The 15,099-nt window shown below is 64.6% G+C and carries 11 protein-coding genes; 7 read left to right on the forward strand and 4 right to left on the reverse strand.

Features of this window, described 5'->3' with window-relative positions:
- A complete protein-coding gene (locus IVB24_RS03980; RefSeq protein WP_166467729.1) occupies positions 1 to 1,227 on the reverse strand; it encodes an ABC transporter substrate-binding protein in 1,227 nt (408 codons plus the stop codon).
- Between the two features lie 137 nt (positions 1,228 to 1,364).
- Positions 1,365 to 1,778, reverse strand: coding sequence for a DUF1304 domain-containing protein (locus tag IVB24_RS03985; RefSeq protein WP_162308813.1), 414 nt, complete (start codon positions 1,776 to 1,778; stop codon positions 1,365 to 1,367).
- A 40-nt stretch (positions 1,779 to 1,818) separates the two neighbouring features.
- On the opposite strand from IVB24_RS03985, the gene IVB24_RS03990 reads away from it, so the two are divergent.
- The gene (locus tag IVB24_RS03990; RefSeq protein ID WP_247772111.1) at positions 1,819 to 2,349 is read left to right on the forward strand and encodes a methylated-DNA--[protein]-cysteine S-methyltransferase; all 531 of its coding nucleotides are present in this window, start codon (positions 1,819 to 1,821) and stop codon (positions 2,347 to 2,349) included.
- Positions 2,350 to 2,493: 144 nt separating this feature from the next.
- Here IVB24_RS03990 and IVB24_RS03995 read toward each other — a convergent pair whose 3' ends face one another.
- Positions 2,494 to 5,286 carry a [protein-PII] uridylyltransferase gene (locus IVB24_RS03995; RefSeq protein WP_166467731.1) on the reverse strand — a complete coding sequence of 931 codons (2,793 nt, stop codon included), beginning with the start codon at positions 5,284 to 5,286 and terminating at the stop codon, positions 2,494 to 2,496.
- A gap of 250 nt (positions 5,287 to 5,536) precedes the next feature.
- Here IVB24_RS03995 and IVB24_RS04000 point away from each other — a divergent pair, with 250 nt between their 5' ends.
- From IVB24_RS04000 to IVB24_RS04010, 3 genes are all read left to right on the forward strand, one after another.
- Positions 5,537 to 6,046 (forward strand): OsmC family protein, encoded by a 510-nt coding sequence (locus IVB24_RS04000; protein WP_247772112.1) that lies wholly within the window; start codon positions 5,537 to 5,539, stop codon positions 6,044 to 6,046.
- Between the two features lie 182 nt (positions 6,047 to 6,228).
- Positions 6,229 to 7,038 carry a hypothetical protein gene (locus IVB24_RS04005; RefSeq protein ID WP_247772113.1) on the forward strand — a complete coding sequence of 270 codons (810 nt, stop codon included), beginning with the start codon at positions 6,229 to 6,231 and terminating at the stop codon, positions 7,036 to 7,038.
- A 357-nt stretch (positions 7,039 to 7,395) separates the two neighbouring features.
- Positions 7,396 to 9,072, forward strand: coding sequence for a PAS domain-containing methyl-accepting chemotaxis protein (locus IVB24_RS04010; protein WP_247772114.1), 1,677 nt, complete (start codon positions 7,396 to 7,398; stop codon positions 9,070 to 9,072).
- A gap of 108 nt (positions 9,073 to 9,180) precedes the next feature.
- On the opposite strand, the gene mutS is transcribed toward IVB24_RS04010, so the two are convergent.
- Positions 9,181 to 11,925 (reverse strand): DNA mismatch repair protein MutS, encoded by a 2,745-nt coding sequence (gene mutS / locus IVB24_RS04015; protein ID WP_247772115.1) that lies wholly within the window; start codon positions 11,923 to 11,925, stop codon positions 9,181 to 9,183.
- A 227-nt stretch (positions 11,926 to 12,152) separates the two neighbouring features.
- On the opposite strand from mutS, the gene pcaF reads away from it, so the two are divergent.
- From pcaF to pcaG, 3 genes are all read left to right on the forward strand, one after another.
- Positions 12,153 to 13,361 (forward strand): 3-oxoadipyl-CoA thiolase, encoded by a 1,209-nt coding sequence (gene pcaF / locus IVB24_RS04020; protein WP_140481633.1) that lies wholly within the window; start codon positions 12,153 to 12,155, stop codon positions 13,359 to 13,361.
- A gap of 202 nt (positions 13,362 to 13,563) precedes the next feature.
- Positions 13,564 to 14,265, forward strand: coding sequence for a protocatechuate 3,4-dioxygenase subunit beta (pcaH, locus tag IVB24_RS04025; protein WP_247772116.1), 702 nt, complete (start codon positions 13,564 to 13,566; stop codon positions 14,263 to 14,265).
- Positions 14,266 to 14,868: a protocatechuate 3,4-dioxygenase subunit alpha gene (pcaG, locus tag IVB24_RS04030; protein ID WP_247772117.1), complete on the forward strand. Its 603-nt coding sequence runs from the start codon at positions 14,266 to 14,268 to the stop codon at positions 14,866 to 14,868.
- Positions 14,869 to 15,099: the final 231 nt, after the last annotated feature.

Below are 15,099 nucleotides of genomic sequence, written 5' to 3' on the forward strand. Positions count from 1 at the left end.
CTAACCCGCGGGCCCGGAATCCTCGATGATCGGTCCGAACAGCTCCCAGCGTTCGCCGTTGAACTTCATCATCTGCATCTGCTTGTTGACGCGGAAGTCGTTGGGCCCGGTGTTGATCTTGATGCCGGGCAGCGCGAAGCTCGGGGTGAAGTCCTTGATGTTGGCGACCTGCCTCATGATGTTCTCACGCGTCAGATCGTCGCCGCATTGCTTGAGCACCTGCGTCAGCAGCTCGGCCACCGAATAGGCGTAGGTGTTGACAGTGTTGAGCTTGTCGCCTTCCGGGAAATACTTGTCCATGAAGGCGAAGAAGGCCTTCACGCCGGGATCGTCCTTCCACTGGGGATCGCTGGGCTCCTTGCCATATTGGGTCGAGATGATGCCCTTGGAGATATCGAGGCCGGCCGGCTTCAGCGTCGCCGAGATCGGGCTCGCATTGATGTCGAGAATATGAACCGGCGTCCAACCGAGGTCGGCGAGCTTCTTGATCGCTTGTGCCGCGAATTTCGGCGTCGAGGCATCGAAGAACACGTCGACGCCCATCGACTTCAGCTTGACCACCTGGGAATCGACCGTCGGGTCGGTGACCTCGTAGGAGACCTCGCCGACGACCATGCTGGCGGCCTTGTCGCCGAGGCCGCTCTTGAGCCCCGCGAGATAGTCTCGGCCCATGTCGTCGTTCTGGTAGAGCACGCCGATCTTGGCGTTCGGATGCTCCTTGAGAATGTATTTGGCGTAGATCCGTCCCTCGGACACGTAGTTGGGATTGTAGGCGATGGTCCAGGGATAGTTCTTGGGATCGTTGAATCGCGCGGCGCCGGTCGAGGCCAGCAGCTGAGGGATCTTCTTGCCGTTGAGATATTTTTGCACGGCGGCGTTCGCGGCCGTGCCGATGATCTGGAAGGTGAACAGCACTTCGTCGCCTTCGACCAGCTTGCGCACCTGCTCGACGGTCTTCGGCGGCGAATAGGCGTCGTCATACTGGATGAGGTTGATCTTGCGGCCGTTGATGCCGCCCTGATCGTTGATCATCTTGAAGTAGGCGGCCTGGGTCTTGCCGATATTGGCGTAGACGGAGTAGGCGCCGGAGAACGGCACGGTCTGGCCGATCTTGATCTCGGTGTCGGTCGCCCCGGTGTCATATTTCTTCTGGGCGAAGGCTTGATTGGCGGAGACCACGAAGGCGAGCGCCGCCGTGGCAGCTATGAATGCTCTGCGATTGCTCATGTTGGGTTGTTCCTCCTGACGGAATTTTTCCGGTCGACGGTCTTTTCCCGTTGATTGCCAACGGTCGCCATCGCTGCCGAAGATTGTGGAGGAAGGACTTGCGCCGCGCAAGGATCGCGGTGCTGCGCTCTAGCGCCTCAGGTCAGGAACAGTACAACCAGCGCGATCGCCGCCGGCAGGGCCTGCACCATCAGGATGCGGCTGCTGACGGTGGCGGCGCCGTAGGCGCCGGCCACGATCACGCAGAGCAGGAAGAACGCCTTGATCTGGAATGCGAAGGCCGGGTTGCCGTGGACCAGACCCCAGATCAGGCCGGCGGCGAGGAAGCCGTTATAGAGGCCCTGATTTGCGGCGAGCACCTTCGTGATCTCGGCCTTCTCCGGCGTGTTGCGAAACACCTTCAAGCCCTGCGGCTTGTCCCAGAGGAACATCTCCAGGATCAGGAAGAAGACGTGCAATGCGGCGACCAGTGCCACCAGGATATTGGCAACGAGAATCAAGTTGAGCTCCCCCAGCGTCAGCTTTCGGGTGGACGGTAGCACGGCCGGCATGGCAAGTGCGATGGGTGTGTTTCGATGCAATGGTGCCGCGATGGCCAGCCGATCGACCAGACCGTCCGTAAGCTTCGGCCTTGATCGCGTGACGACGCCGATCGGCGTCGCGCTGCTCGTCACCGATGCGGAGGGTGCGCTACGTGCGCTCGACTGGGAGGACTACGAGCACCGCATGCGTGAGCTTCTGCGTCTGCACTACGGTGCGGTGGATTTGAGCGACCGGTCTGCGCCGACGGAAATGCGGATTGCGTTGTCGGGCTATTTCGACGGCGATTTCGGTCAACTCTCGGCCATCGCATGGCGGATCGCCGGGACGCCGTTCCAGCAGAGGGTCTGGAACGCGCTGGCTCACATCCCCGCCGGCACCACGATGAGCTACGGCGCGCTCGCCGCAAAGATCGACCTGCCAAAAGCCATTCGTGCCGTCGGTCATGCCAACGGCTCCAACCCGATCAGCGTGGTGCTGCCCTGCCACCGCCTGATCGGCGCCGATGGTTCGCTGGTGAAGTATGGCGGCGGGCTGGAGCGGAAGCGCTGGCTGCTGCGGCATGAGGGGGTGGAGATTTAGGGTTATCTCTTGCTGTCATTCCGGGGCGCGCGAAGCGCGAGCCCGGAATCCATTTCTCCGCGTCACCGGTGGCTCGATGGATTCCGGGCTCGCCGCTGCGCGGCGCCCCGGAATGACAAGAAAACGGAGGTGCGCGAACGCCCTTCACGCCGCCGGTGCAGCAACCGCCTTTTCACCGGCCATGACATGGGTCAGCGCGCTCTTGATGGCCGATTGCCGCGTCGGCGCGTTGATCTGCGCGCCCAGGAGGTCGGTGACGTAGAACACGTCGCGCGCACGCTCGCCGAAGGTCGCGACGTGGGCCGAGGCGATGTTGAGGTTGAGCTTCGAGATCGCGGTGGTCAGCTCGTAGAGCAGGCCGGGCCGGTCGAGGCCGGACACCTCGATCACGGTGTAGCGGTCGGACCATTGGTTGTTGATGGTGACTTCCGGCTCGATCACGAAGGGGCGCGCCTTGCTGCGCACGGTGCGCCGCGCCACCACTTCGGGCAGGCGCAGCTTGCCTTCCAGCACGTCCTCGATCATCTCGCCGATGCGGGTGGCGCGCCGTCCCTCGTCCTCGTCGCGGTCGTATTCCCGGGAGATCGAGATGGTATCGAGCGCGCGGCCGTCGGTCGTGGTGTAGATCTGGGCGTCGACGATGTTGGCGCCGGCCGAAGCGCAGGCGCCGGCGATGATCGACAGCAGCCAGGGATGGTCGGCCGCGAAGATCGTCAGCTCGGTGACGCCGCGCGCCTCGTCGAAACCGACATTGATCGCGAGCTTGTGGCCGGCCTGTTCGCTGGAGCGGACGAAACGGGCGTGGCGAATCTTTCGCGGCAGCTCGACCTTGAGCCAATAGGCCGGATAGTGCCGGCCGATATAGGCATCGAGCTCCTCCGCCGGCCATTCTGCGAAGGCGTTGCGGAATTCGGCGTAGGCGGCGGTAAGGCGTTTTCCCCGGTCCACTTCCGAGAAGCCGCCGGTCAGCACCGGCTCGGTCTCGTAGTACAGCGAGCGCAAGAGCTGCGCCTTCCAGCCGTTCCACACGCCGGGACCGACGCCGCGGATGTCGGCGGTGGTCAGGATCGTCAGCAGCTTCATCTGTTCGACCGACTGCACCACGGCGGCGAAATTCTCGATGGTCTTGCGGTCGGACAGGTCGCGCGACTGTGCGACCGTGGACATCGTCAGATGCTCCTCGATCAGCCAGGCGATGAGTTCGGTGTCGGCAGCGCTGAAGCCGAGCCGCGGGCAGAGCCGCCGCGCGACCTTGGCGCCGGCGATCGAATGATCCTCGGGCCGGCCCTTGGCGATGTCGTGCAGCAGTGTCGTGATGTAGATCACCGCGCGATGCTCGGGGCGAATCTTGCGCATCAGGTCGCTCGCAAGCGCGAATTCATCGAGACCGCCGCGCTCGATGTCCTGGAGGAAGCCGACGCAGCGGATCAAATGCTCGTCGACAGTATAGTGATGATACATGTTGAACTGCATCATCGAGACGATCTTGCCGAAGGCGCGGATGAAATGTCCGAGCACGCCGGTCTCGTTCATCCGCCGCAGCACGATCTCGGCGTTGTCGGAGGTCAGGATCTCCATGAACAGCCGGTTGGCCTCGGGATTCTCGCGCATCTGCGCGTTGATCAGGCCGAGCGAGCGCGTCACGTCGCGCATCGCGTCCGGATGGAAGGCGAGGTTGTTCTTCTGCGCGAGGCGGAAAATGCGGATCAGATTGACCGGGTCGTGCTTGAACACGTCGGGTGCGGCGACGTTGATGCGGTTATTGTCGACGATGAAGTCGTCGCTGTCGGGGACGCGCCGCTTCGCCGCGGTCGGCCGCAGCCGCGCCATCATCCGGCTCAACACCGGCGCGGGCTTGGCCTGCTGGTCCTCGAGCTTGGCGCAGAGGATGGCGGTGAGGTTGCCGACTTCCTTGGCGACCAGGAAGTAGTGCTTCATGAAGCGCTCGACGTCCTGCATGCCGGGATGCGAGGTGTAGCCGAGCCGCACCGCGATCTCGCGCTGCAGGTCGAAGGAGAGACGCTCTTCGGCGCGGCCGGAGTAGAAGTGCAGATTGCAGCGCACCGACCAGAGGAAGTCGGCGCAGCGGCGGAAGCTGCGGTATTCCTGCGCATCGAACACACCGCGCGCGACCAGTTCGCCGGTGTCGCGCACGCGGTAGACGTATTTGGCGATCCAGAACAGCGTGTGCAGGTCGCGTAGCGCGCCCTTGCCGTCCTTGACGTTGGGCTCGACCAGGTAGCGCGACTGGCCGCCGCGGCGATGGCGCTCCTCGCGCTCGGCGAGCTTTGCGGTGACGAATTCCGATGCGGTGCCTTGCACCACCTCCTTGTCGAAGCGCGCGACCAGCTCGTCGTAAAGCGGCTTGTCGCCGGTGAGGAAGCGCGTCTCCAGGATCGCGGTGCGGATGGTCATGTCGCCGCGCGCCTGCCGGATCGACTCGTCCACCGATCGCGTGGCGTGGCCGACCTTCAGCCCCATGTCCCACAGGCAATAGAGGATCGCCTCGGCGACCTGCTCGCCCCAGGCGGTCTGCTTGTAGGGCAGGATGAACAACAGGTCGATGTCGGATTCGGGCGCCATCAGACCGCGGCCGTAGCCGCCGGTCGCGACCACCGCCATGCGTTCGGCACCGCTCGGGATCGGCGAGCGGTAGAGATGGCGGGTCGCCGCCGAATAGAGGATGCGGATGATCTCGTCCTGCACGTGGCACAGCCGCTCGGCGCAGTGACGGCCGTGGCGGTCTTTGAGCAGGATCGCTTGTGCGACGTCCCGCGCCGCGATCAGCTCGGCCTTGAGCAATTGCGCCATGGCCGTGCGAAACGCGTCCTCGCGTCCCTGGTGCTTTTCGGCAAGCGCATCGACCGCAGCGGTGATCCGCGCAGTGTCGAAACGATCATCCCCTTCGGCCTTGTGCTCAGTCGCGATGCTGTCCATGTCTCACCGGATATAAGAGGCGACAGGCGCTGTCACGAGACATTCGCGAGGGGGCGGCAGATGTGCCCGGCGGCCCAGATGGGAGCGCCGCGGGGCGATCTCGATAACCTGACATAACATCATGAATGTACTTGATTTTCTGGCCTGAGTTCCGGCCGCTCATGGCAGCCTCCATCAATCATGGGCTGACACGAAATGGATCGCCTTCTATACCGTTCGTCAAATGCGACTCACGGGGGAGAGAACGAAAATGGACGCTGTAAAGCTGCGCCAGATGCAGGCTCCGATCAAGGAGCGCTACAAGACCGATCCCAAGACCGCGCTGATCACGCTGAAGGCCAAGGGCTCCACCGATGGCGAAGGCATCGCCTGCAAGGTCGAGACCGGCCGCGCCATCGCGATGGCGGGCCTGCATCCGGCGACCGGCGGCTCCGGCCTCGAGCTCTGCTCCGGCGACATGCTGCTGGAAGCCCTGGTCGCCTGTGCCGGCGTCACGCTGAAATCGGTCGCGACCGCGATCGAGGTGCCCTTGAAGACCGGCAACGTCTATGCCGAGGGCGACCTCGATTTCCGCGGCACGCTCGGCATCGACAAGGAGACCCCGGTCGGCTTCGCCGAGATCCGTCTGCGCTTCGAGGTCGATACCGACGCGCCGCAGGACAAGCTCGATCTGCTGCTGAAACTCACCGAGCGCTATTGCGTGGTCTATCAGACCATCAAGAACGGCCCGAAAGTGTCGGTGTCGATGCAGCGGATGTGAGGCGAAGGTCGTAACCCCGAAATTTGTGTCGTCCCGGGGCGCGCCGCTTGGCGCGAGCCCGGGACCCATAACCCCAGGCCGTTGTGATCCAGGATCGTCGTAGCTCCAGCCTTCCAAAACAATCACGGTCTGTGGTTATGGATTCCGGGCTCGCGCTCCGCGCGCCCCGGAATGACGGATGAATGTCCCCCGATCTCCACTTCCTCCTCTTCCTTTTCCTGCGCATGGCGATCGCGGCGGCGTTCGTCGTATCGGCCTCGATCATTACCGAGCGCGCGGGTCCGGTGATCGGCGCGCTGGTCGCGACCTTGCCGATCTCGGCCGGTCCCTCCTACGTCTTCCTCGCGCTCGACCACGATGCCGCCTTCATCGCGCAGGGCTCGCTGGCGAGCCTTCCGATCAATGCGGCGACGATCTTCATGTGCCTCATCTATGTCGTGCTGGCGCAGCGGCACAATCTCGCGGTGAGTTGCGGAAGCGCGGTTGCGGTCTGGATCGTGCTTGCCTCGATCATCCGCCAGTTCGATTGGTCGCTCACGGCCGGGCTCGCCGCCAATCTGATCGCCTTCGGCATTTGCATTCCGCTCCTGGCGGGCTATCGCCACGTGAAGATGCCGCTGGTGACGCGCCGCTGGTACGATGTGCCGATGCGCGCTTCGCTGGTCGCGACCCTCGTTGCCATCGTGGTCTCGACCTCGGGCTGGGTTGGCCCCCGCATCAGCGGCATCATCGCACTGTATCCCGTGGTGTTCTCCAGCATCATGTTGATCCTGCACCCGCGCATCGGTGGCCCGCCGACCGCCGCCGTGCTCGCCAACTCCGCCTGGGGTCTGCTCGGATTCGGCACGGCAATCGCCGTCCTGCACGTGGCGGTGGTGGCGTTCGGCTCGGCCGTTGGTCTGTGTCTCGCGCTCGCCACCTGCATCGTGTGGAATCTGACGCTATGGGGCATCGGCCGCCATGCGATGCACAAGGCACGGCCACAGCCGTGAGACTACGGATATGCGCGACGCAGTGTCGCGAAAAGTCATTTGCGGGATGACGATCCCATGTGCAACGGCCTTGCGGCATTCTGGCAAGCCATTGAATGAGATGTGTCATTTCAAGTTGCGTCGACGCTGGCCATTCCAGCTCCCGCCGATTTCCGACATTTCTATATTAGAACTTTCTTCGCGCTTTTCGCTTACGAATGACTCAGCGTACCCGCTTCCGCTCTCGTCAGCGCGAACTCGTCCGAGCTGCATCCGAGTGCAGGGACCCGCGGGAATTGTCGATTTGAGTACGGCCGTGTTGCCGCAACGGTACCTCCCCTACAGCTTCCCACGTTATTTCGAGATGGAGATTCCTTGATGTTCGGTCGCAAGTCCCCCAGCGATGCCCAAGCGCGGCTCGACGCCATCGGCCGTTCGCAGGCTATGATCGAATTCAATCTCGATGGCTCGATCATCACGGCCAACCAGAATTTTCTCGACGCGCTCGGCTATCGGCTTGACGAGATTCAGGGCAAGCATCACTCCATGTTCGTGCCGGCCGACCAGCGCGACGGCGCCGAGTACAAGGCGTTCTGGGCTGCATTGAACCGCGGCGAGTATCAGGCGCGCGAGTTCAAGCGGATCGCGAAGGGCGGTCGTGAGGTCTGGATCGAAGCATCCTACAATCCGGTGCTCGACAGCAGCGGCAAGGCGGTGTTGGTTGCCAAGATTGCAACCGAGATCACGGCGAAGAAGATCCGGAGCATGACGGATGCGTCGAAGATCGCCGCCATCGGCCGCGCCCAGGCCGTCATCGAATTCAAGCTCGACGGCACCGTCGTTACGGCCAACGAGAATTTCTGCAAGGCGCTCGGCTATTCGCTGGCCGAGATCGAGGGCAAGCATCACAGCCTGTTCGTGGCCGAGGCCGAGCGCAACGGCACCGCCTATCGCGAGTTCTGGGCCGCGCTCAACCGCGGCGACTACCAGGCCGGCGAGTTCAAGCGTATCGGCAAGGGCGGCCGCGAGATCTGGATTCTCGCTTCCTACAATCCGCTGCTCGACGAGACCGGCAAGCCGTACGGCGTCGTCAAATTCGCGACCGACGTCACCGCGGACAAGCTGAAGAACGCCGATCTCGCCGGTCAGATCGCGGCGATCGACAAGGCCCAGGCCGTGATCGAATTCAACATGGACGGCACGATCATCACCGCGAACGCCAATTTCCTCGGCGCGCTCGGCTATTCGCTGGCCGAGATCAAGGGCAAGCATCACAGCATGTTCGTCGAGCCCAGCGAGCGCGATGGCGCCGCTTATCGCGAATTCTGGGCCGCGCTCAACCGCGGTCAATATCAGGCGGCCGAATACAAGCGTATCGGCAAGGGCGGCAAGGAGGTCTACATCCAGGCCTCCTACAACCCGATCCTCGATCTCAACGGCAAGCCGTTCAAGGTGGTGAAGTATGCAACCGACACCACCAAGCAGGTGCTGGTCCGCATGGGCAACGAGCGCGTGCGCGGCATGATGGAATCGGTCGCGGCCGGTTCGGAGGAGCTGAACGCCTCGGTGCGGGAGATTTCCGAGGCCATGACCAAATCTCGCGAGACCGCGATGAGCGCGGTGGATCAGGTCGCTTCCGCCGACGCGCAGGCCCAGCGCCTAACCGAGGCGGCGCAGTCGATGAGCGGCATCGTCGAGATGATCAACAGCATCACCGGTCAGATCAACCTCTTGGCGCTGAACGCCACGATCGAATCCGCCCGCGCCGGCGAAGCGGGCCGCGGCTTTGCCGTGGTCGCCTCCGAAGTGAAGAGCCTCGCCAACCAGGCCAAGCAGGCCACCGACAAGATCGGTGCGGAGATCGGCAGCCTCAACGGCATCTCGGGCGACGTCGTCAGCGCGCTCGGCTCGATCAAGCAGGCCATCACCAGTGTCAGTGAATACGTGACGTCCACCGCCGCCGCCGTCGAGGAGCAGAGCACGGTCACGAACGAGATGTCGAACAGCATGCAGCGCGCCGCCGCGGAAGCCGCCGCGATCGCGGCAAGGGCGTAGGGCGCCACTTTTCTCTCGGCGCAAAAAGTATCGTAGCCCGTATGAGCGAAGCGATATGCGGGAACAGGCGTCCCGGATATCGCTTCGCTCATACGGGCTACGGCACGCTCACTGCTTCGGCAGCTTGGCCTTCAACGCATACAGCGCATCGAGCGCCTCGCGCGGCGACATCTCGTCCGGATGCAGCGCCTTCACGGCTTCCATCAGTTGCTCCGCCTCGCTCGGCGGCGCCGCTTCGGCGGCCGCGCGGGAGGGCACCGCGAACAGTGGCAGATCGTCCACCAGGGCTCGTGCGGTCTGGCCGCGGTCCTGCGCCTCCAGCTTGGAGAGCACCGATTTCGCGCGCGTGATCACCGCCGGCGGCAGGCCGGCGAGCTTCGCCACCTGGATGCCGTAGGAGCGGTCGGCCGAGCCAGGCAGCACCTCGTGCAGGAACACGACGTTGCCCTGCCACTCCTTCACCCGCACGGTGGCGTTGAACATGCGCGGCAGCTTGGCCGAGAGCGCGGTCAGCTCGTGATAATGCGTGGCGAACAGCGTCCGGCAACGATTGCTTTCGTGCAGATGCTCGATCGCGGCCCAGGCGATCGAGAGACCGTCGAAGGTCGCGGTGCCGCGGCCGATCTCGTCCAGGATGACGAGCGAGCGCTCGCCGGCCTGGTTCAGGATCGCAGCCGTCTCGACCATCTCCACCATGAAGGTGGAGCGGCCGCGGGCGAGATCGTCGGCGGCGCCGACGCGCGAGAACAGGCGGTCGATGATGCCGATCCGCGCGCGCGTAGCCGGCACGAAGCTGCCGATCTGGGCAAGAAGGGCAATCAGCGCGTTCTGGCGCAGGAACGTCGATTTACCGGCCATGTTCGGACCGGTGAGCAGCCAGAGCTGGCCGGATTTTTGTGCGGGTGCCGGCGACAGATCGCAGGCATTGGCGATGAACGGCTCGCCATTGCGCTTCAGCGCCTGCTCGACCACGGGATGGCGACCGGCCTCGATCGCAAAGCCAAGCGACGAGTCCACATCCGGCCGCACATAATTATCGTCGACCGCGAGCTTGGCCAGTGAGGTCGCGACGTCGAGCAAGGCGAAGGCGTGGGCAGCGGCGCGCAGATCGTCACTGATGGCCATGGCCTTCGCTGACAGCCGCTCGAAAATCTCGAGCTCGAGCCCGAGCGCACGGTCGCCCGCGTTGGCGATCTTGGCTTCGATCTCGCCTAACTCGGAGGTGGTGAAGCGTACCTGGCCCGCCAGCGTCTGGCGATGGATGAAGGTGGCATTCAGCGGCGCCGACATCAGCTTCTCGCCGTGCTGCGCGGTGACCTCGACGAAATAGCCGAGCACGTTGTTATGCCGGATCTTGAGACCTTTCACGGCGGTCGCGTCGGCGTAGCGCGCCTGCATCGAGGCCACCACGAGGCGTGAGGCGTCGCGCAGGTTGCGTGCTTCGTCGAGGGCGGGTTCATAGCCCTGCCGGACGAAGCCGCCGTCGCGCTTGATCAGGGGCAGCTGCTCGTCGAGCGCGCTGGCGAATTCCGCCGCGAGCTCGCGCGAGGGCCTTTGCAGCGCCGCCATCACCGCGGCGATTTCCTGCGGCGGCTGATCGAGCTCGCCAAGCCGCGCCAGCACCTGGTCGGCGGCGGTGATGCCGTCGCGCAGCCCCGCGAGATCGCGCGGGCCGCCGCGGCCGACCGACAGACGCGCCAGCGCACGCGACATGTCGGGCGCGCCGCGCAATATGCTGCGGATGTCTTCGCGCGCAGCTGAATCGGCGACGAAGACGCTGACCGCATCGAGCCGGCGTGCGATCGCCGGCGCATCCGTCAGCGGCGCGGCCAGACGCTGGGCGAGCAGGCGCGAGCCCGCCGAGGTCACCGTGCAGTCGATCGCATCGAGCAGCGAGCCGCGGCGTTCGCCCGCGAGCGTCCGGGTCAGCTCGAGATTGGCACGCGTCGCCGGATCGATCGCCATGGTCGCGCCGGAAGCTTCGCGCGCGGGCGGCGACAGCGGCGGATGCTTGCCGACCTGGGTGCGGTCGACATAGGTGACGGCGGCCGCTGCGGCAGTGGCTTCGAGACGCGTGAGCTGCGCCAGACCGTCCATGGTCGCGACGGCAAAATAGTCGCACAGCCGTTTCTCGGCGGTGGCGCCGTCGAAGACGTCGCGGGTCAGCGGCGTCACCGCCGGCAGTTCGCGCAAGGTCTGCCCGAGCTCGCCGTCGTTGTAGAGTGCGTCGGTGACGATGGCCTCGTTCGGGTTGATGCGCGCCAGCGTCGCGGCGAGCTCGCCGCCCGAGCACTCCATCACGGTGAACTCGGCAGTCGAGATGTCGATCCAGGCGAGCCCGAAGCGATCGCCACCGCCGGAGGCGCGGGCCCGCGCGATCGCCAGCAGGTAATTGTTGGCGCGAGCGTCGAGCAGCGTGTCCTCGGTCAGCGTGCCCGGCGTCACCAGCCGCACCACGCCGCGGCGCACGACGCTCTTGTTGCCGCGTGCTTTCGCGGCAGCGGGATCCTCGGTCTGCTCGCACACCGCGACGCGGTGGCCGGCGGTGATCAGGCGGTGCAGATAATCCTCGGACCGCTCGACCGGCACGCCGCACATCGGGATGTCATTGCCCTGATGCTTGCCGCGCTTGGTCAGCACGATGCCGAGTGTCTTCGAGGCGATCTCGGCGTCCTCGAAGAACAGCTCGTAGAAATCGCCCATCCGGTAGAACAGCAGCAGGCCCTGATGCGCCGCCTTGATTTCAAGGTACTGTTCCATCATCGGCGTGACGCGCGCGGCGGCTTCCGCCTGGGGCGCGGGCGCGGGCGCGGATTCGGGCTCTGGAGCGGAGATGGGCTGTTGCATCGTCATGGGCGGCGCAACCTACAAAATTTCGTCCCGTGCTCCTATCGCTTTGGCCGGTGAGGGCGGGTTTTCCACGTTGTCCGCATTGCGGCATGCGTGGCCGGCGTGCGGACCCCTCGGAACACGCGTGTATCAGTCAATTGACCTGCCGCGGGCGCCCTCCTAAAACTCCGCCGTCATTGAAGAATTCTGGAAGAATTCTGGCCGAACCGCGGCATTCAGGGAGAACAACGATGCGTGATGTCTTTATCTGCGATGCCGTGCGGACCCCGATCGGCCGTTTCGGCGGCTCACTCGCCAAGGTGCGCGCCGACGATCTGGCCGCAGCCCCGATCAAGGCGCTGATGGCCAGGCACCCCAATCTCGACTGGGCGCAGGTGGACGAAGTCTTCTTCGGCTGCGCCAATCAGGCCGGCGAGGACAACCGCAACGTCGCGCGCATGGCGCTGCTGTTGGCGGGCTTGCCGGATTCGGTTCCCGGCCAGACGCTGAACCGGCTCTGCGCCTCTGGCCTCGATGCGGTCGGTGCCGCAGGCCGCGCCATTCGTTCCGGCGAGATCGAGCTTGCGATCGCCGGCGGCGTCGAATCCATGACGCGCGCGCCCTTCGTGATGGGCAAGGCGCAGGAAGCCTTCTCGCGCTCGGCCGAGATCTTCGACACCACCATCGGCTGGCGCTTCATCAATCCGCTGCTGAAGGCACAGTATGGCGTCGATGCGATGCCGGAGACCGGCGAGAACGTCGCCGAGGAATTCCAGGTCTCGCGCGCCGACCAGGACGCCTTTGCGATCCGCTCGCAGCAGCGTGCCGGTGCGGCGATCGCCGCCGGCTATTTCGCCGAAGAGATCATTCCGATCACCATTCCCGGCGGCAAGGCCGGCCCGATCACGGTCGACAAGGATGAGCATCCGCGTCCCGAGACCACGCTCGAAGGCTTGGCAAAACTGAAGCCGATCGTGCGCAACCCTGGTACGGTCACCGCCGGCAACGCCTCCGGCGTCAATGACGGCGCGGCCGCGATGATCCTGGCGTCCGAAGCTGCCGTGAAGAAGCATGGTCTCACGCCCCGCGCGCGCATCCTCGGCCTTGCCTCGGCGGGCGTGCCGCCGCGCATCATGGGCATCGGCCCGGTGCCCGCAACCCGCAAGCTGATGGAGCGGCTCGGCAAGAAGATCAGCGATTTCGACCTGATCGAGCTCAACGAGGCCTTCGCCTCGCAAGGCATCGCCTGCATGCGTCAGCTCGGCGTGCCTGATGATGCGGACTTCGTCAATCCGCATGGCGGCGCCATCGCGCTTGGCCACCCCCTCGGCATGAGCGGCGCGCGCCTCGCGCTCACCGCGGTCCATGGCATGGAGAAGCGCGGCGGCAAGCTCGCGCTCGCCACCATGTGCGTCGGCGTCGGCCAGGGCGTGGCGGTTGCAATCGAGAAGCTGAACTGAGTCTCTCTCCTTCTTTCGGCCTGTGCGCGGAGAGATGGACGAAGTTCTTACACCACGAATTCGTCATGCCCGGGACAAGCCCGGCCATGACGGAATCGAGGAGCCAGGGTCCCCGAAACCTGCTTTCCTAAATTAGTTATATCCTATAATGATTGGCGGAAGTTGTCCGGCCGGACCACAATGGCCGGGGAGGAATTCGCCAATGACATTCATCTATCCCACCGACAGCAACAAGGCGCATCCGCTGCCGCTGTCGCCCGACTACAAGAGCTCGATCAAGCGCGCGCCGAACAAGCCCTTGATCCCGATGCGCCACACGTTGTCGGAGCTGACCGGTCCGGTCTATGGCCACGAGACCGTCCGCGAGGGCGACAGCGATCTCACCACCCAGCATGCGGGCGAGCCGATCGGCGAACGCATCATCGTGCACGGCCATGTGCGCGACGAGGACGGCCGCGGCGTGCCGAATTCGCTGGTCGAGATCTGGCAGGCCAATTCCTGCGGCCGCTACGTTCACGTCCGCGACCAGCACCCTGCGCCGCTCGATCCGAATTTTACGGGCGCCGGCCGCACCGTGAGCGATGCGAGCGGCTACTACCGCTTCGTCACCATCAAGCCGGGCGCCTATCCCTGGGGCAATCACCACAATGCGTGGCGTCCGGCACATATCCATCTGTCTGTGTTCGGCCATTCCTTCATCACGCGCCTCGTGACGCAGATGTACTTCCCGAACGACCCGCTGTTCCCGTTCGATCCGATCTTCAACTCGGTGCCGGACGAGAAGGCGCGAGCGCGGATGGTCTCCTCGTTCGATATCGAGAACACCCAGCCCGAATGGGCGCTCTGCTACCGCTTTGACATCGTGCTGCGCGGCAAGAACGCCACGCCCATGGAGAACCATTAAGTGCAGGATTCTGTGAAGCCCAACGGGATCACCCCATCGCAGACCGTCGGCCCGTTCTTCAAATACGGCCTGACGCCGAACGGCGAATATGCCTGGAACGACGCTTTCACTAACTCGACGCTCACGTCCGACGTTTCCGGCGAGCGCATCCGCATCGAGGGTCGCGTGTTCGACGGTGACGGCGTTGCCGTGCCGGATTGCATGCTGGAGATCTGGCAGGCGGACGCGCAAGGCCGCTTCGCCGACCCGCAGGACAAGCGTGCGCTGCCGAATGCGAGCTTCCGCGGCTTTGCCCGTTGCGGCACCGACAAGGATGGCAATTACGCTTTCGAGACCATCAAGCCGGGCGTGGTGCCGGATCCCGACGGCAAGCCGCAGGCGCCGCACATTCTTCTTGCGGTGTTCGGGCGCGGCATGCTGCGGCATCTCTATACCCGGCTCTATTTCGGCGACGAGCCCGGCAACGCCGCCGATCCCGTGCTGGCGCTGGTGCCCGCTGAGCGCCGTGCCACGCTGACCGCGGTGCGCGAGGCGGGCAAGCCGGTCTACCGGCTCGACCTGCGGCTCCAGGGCGGCGACGAGACGGTGTTCTTCGAGGTGTGAGACCCCGCGTGTCGCTGACACCGCCGTGCCCCGCACGCGTTTCTCATCCTGCGCAACCGCGGTGTTGAATCAGGCTTTGGGAGGTCTCTGCTTCCGCGCTTGTGCGTCAGTGTCATTGACCGAAAATCGATCGCTCGACGTTTCACGCCCGTAGTTTTGCGGAGCTTTTCTCCCGGGACTTTCCCGGGATGCAATCCCGTATTTACCATATTGATCTAGGCTTCACGCGGT

This window comes from Bradyrhizobium sp. 192, assembly GCF_023100965.1.
GTDB lineage: Bacteria > Pseudomonadota > Alphaproteobacteria > Rhizobiales > Xanthobacteraceae > Bradyrhizobium > Bradyrhizobium symbiodeficiens.

Bases quoted from the DNA above. Each gene is read 5' to 3' on its own strand.
- IVB24_RS03985 (WP_162308813.1), bottom strand. From the start codon at position 1,778: ATGCCGGCCGTGCTACCGTCCACCCGAAAGCTGACGCTGGGGGAGCTC.
- pcaF (WP_140481633.1), top strand. From the start codon at position 12,153: ATGCGTGATGTCTTTATCTGCGATGCCGTGCGGACCCCGATCGGCCGT.
- IVB24_RS04000 (WP_247772112.1), top strand. From the start codon at position 5,537: ATGGACGCTGTAAAGCTGCGCCAGATGCAGGCTCCGATCAAGGAGCGC.
- IVB24_RS04010 (WP_247772114.1), top strand. From the start codon at position 7,396: ATGTTCGGTCGCAAGTCCCCCAGCGATGCCCAAGCGCGGCTCGACGCC.
- mutS (WP_247772115.1), bottom strand. From the start codon at position 11,925: ATGACGATGCAACAGCCCATCTCCGCTCCAGAGCCCGAATCCGCGCCC.
- IVB24_RS03990 (WP_247772111.1), top strand. From the start codon at position 1,819: ATGGCCAGCCGATCGACCAGACCGTCCGTAAGCTTCGGCCTTGATCGC.
- pcaH (WP_247772116.1), top strand. From the start codon at position 13,564: ATGACATTCATCTATCCCACCGACAGCAACAAGGCGCATCCGCTGCCG.
- IVB24_RS03980 (WP_166467729.1), bottom strand. From the start codon at position 1,227: ATGAGCAATCGCAGAGCATTCATAGCTGCCACGGCGGCGCTCGCCTTC.
- IVB24_RS03995 (WP_166467731.1), bottom strand. From the start codon at position 5,286: ATGGACAGCATCGCGACTGAGCACAAGGCCGAAGGGGATGATCGTTTC.
- IVB24_RS04005 (WP_247772113.1), top strand. From the start codon at position 6,229: ATGTCCCCCGATCTCCACTTCCTCCTCTTCCTTTTCCTGCGCATGGCG.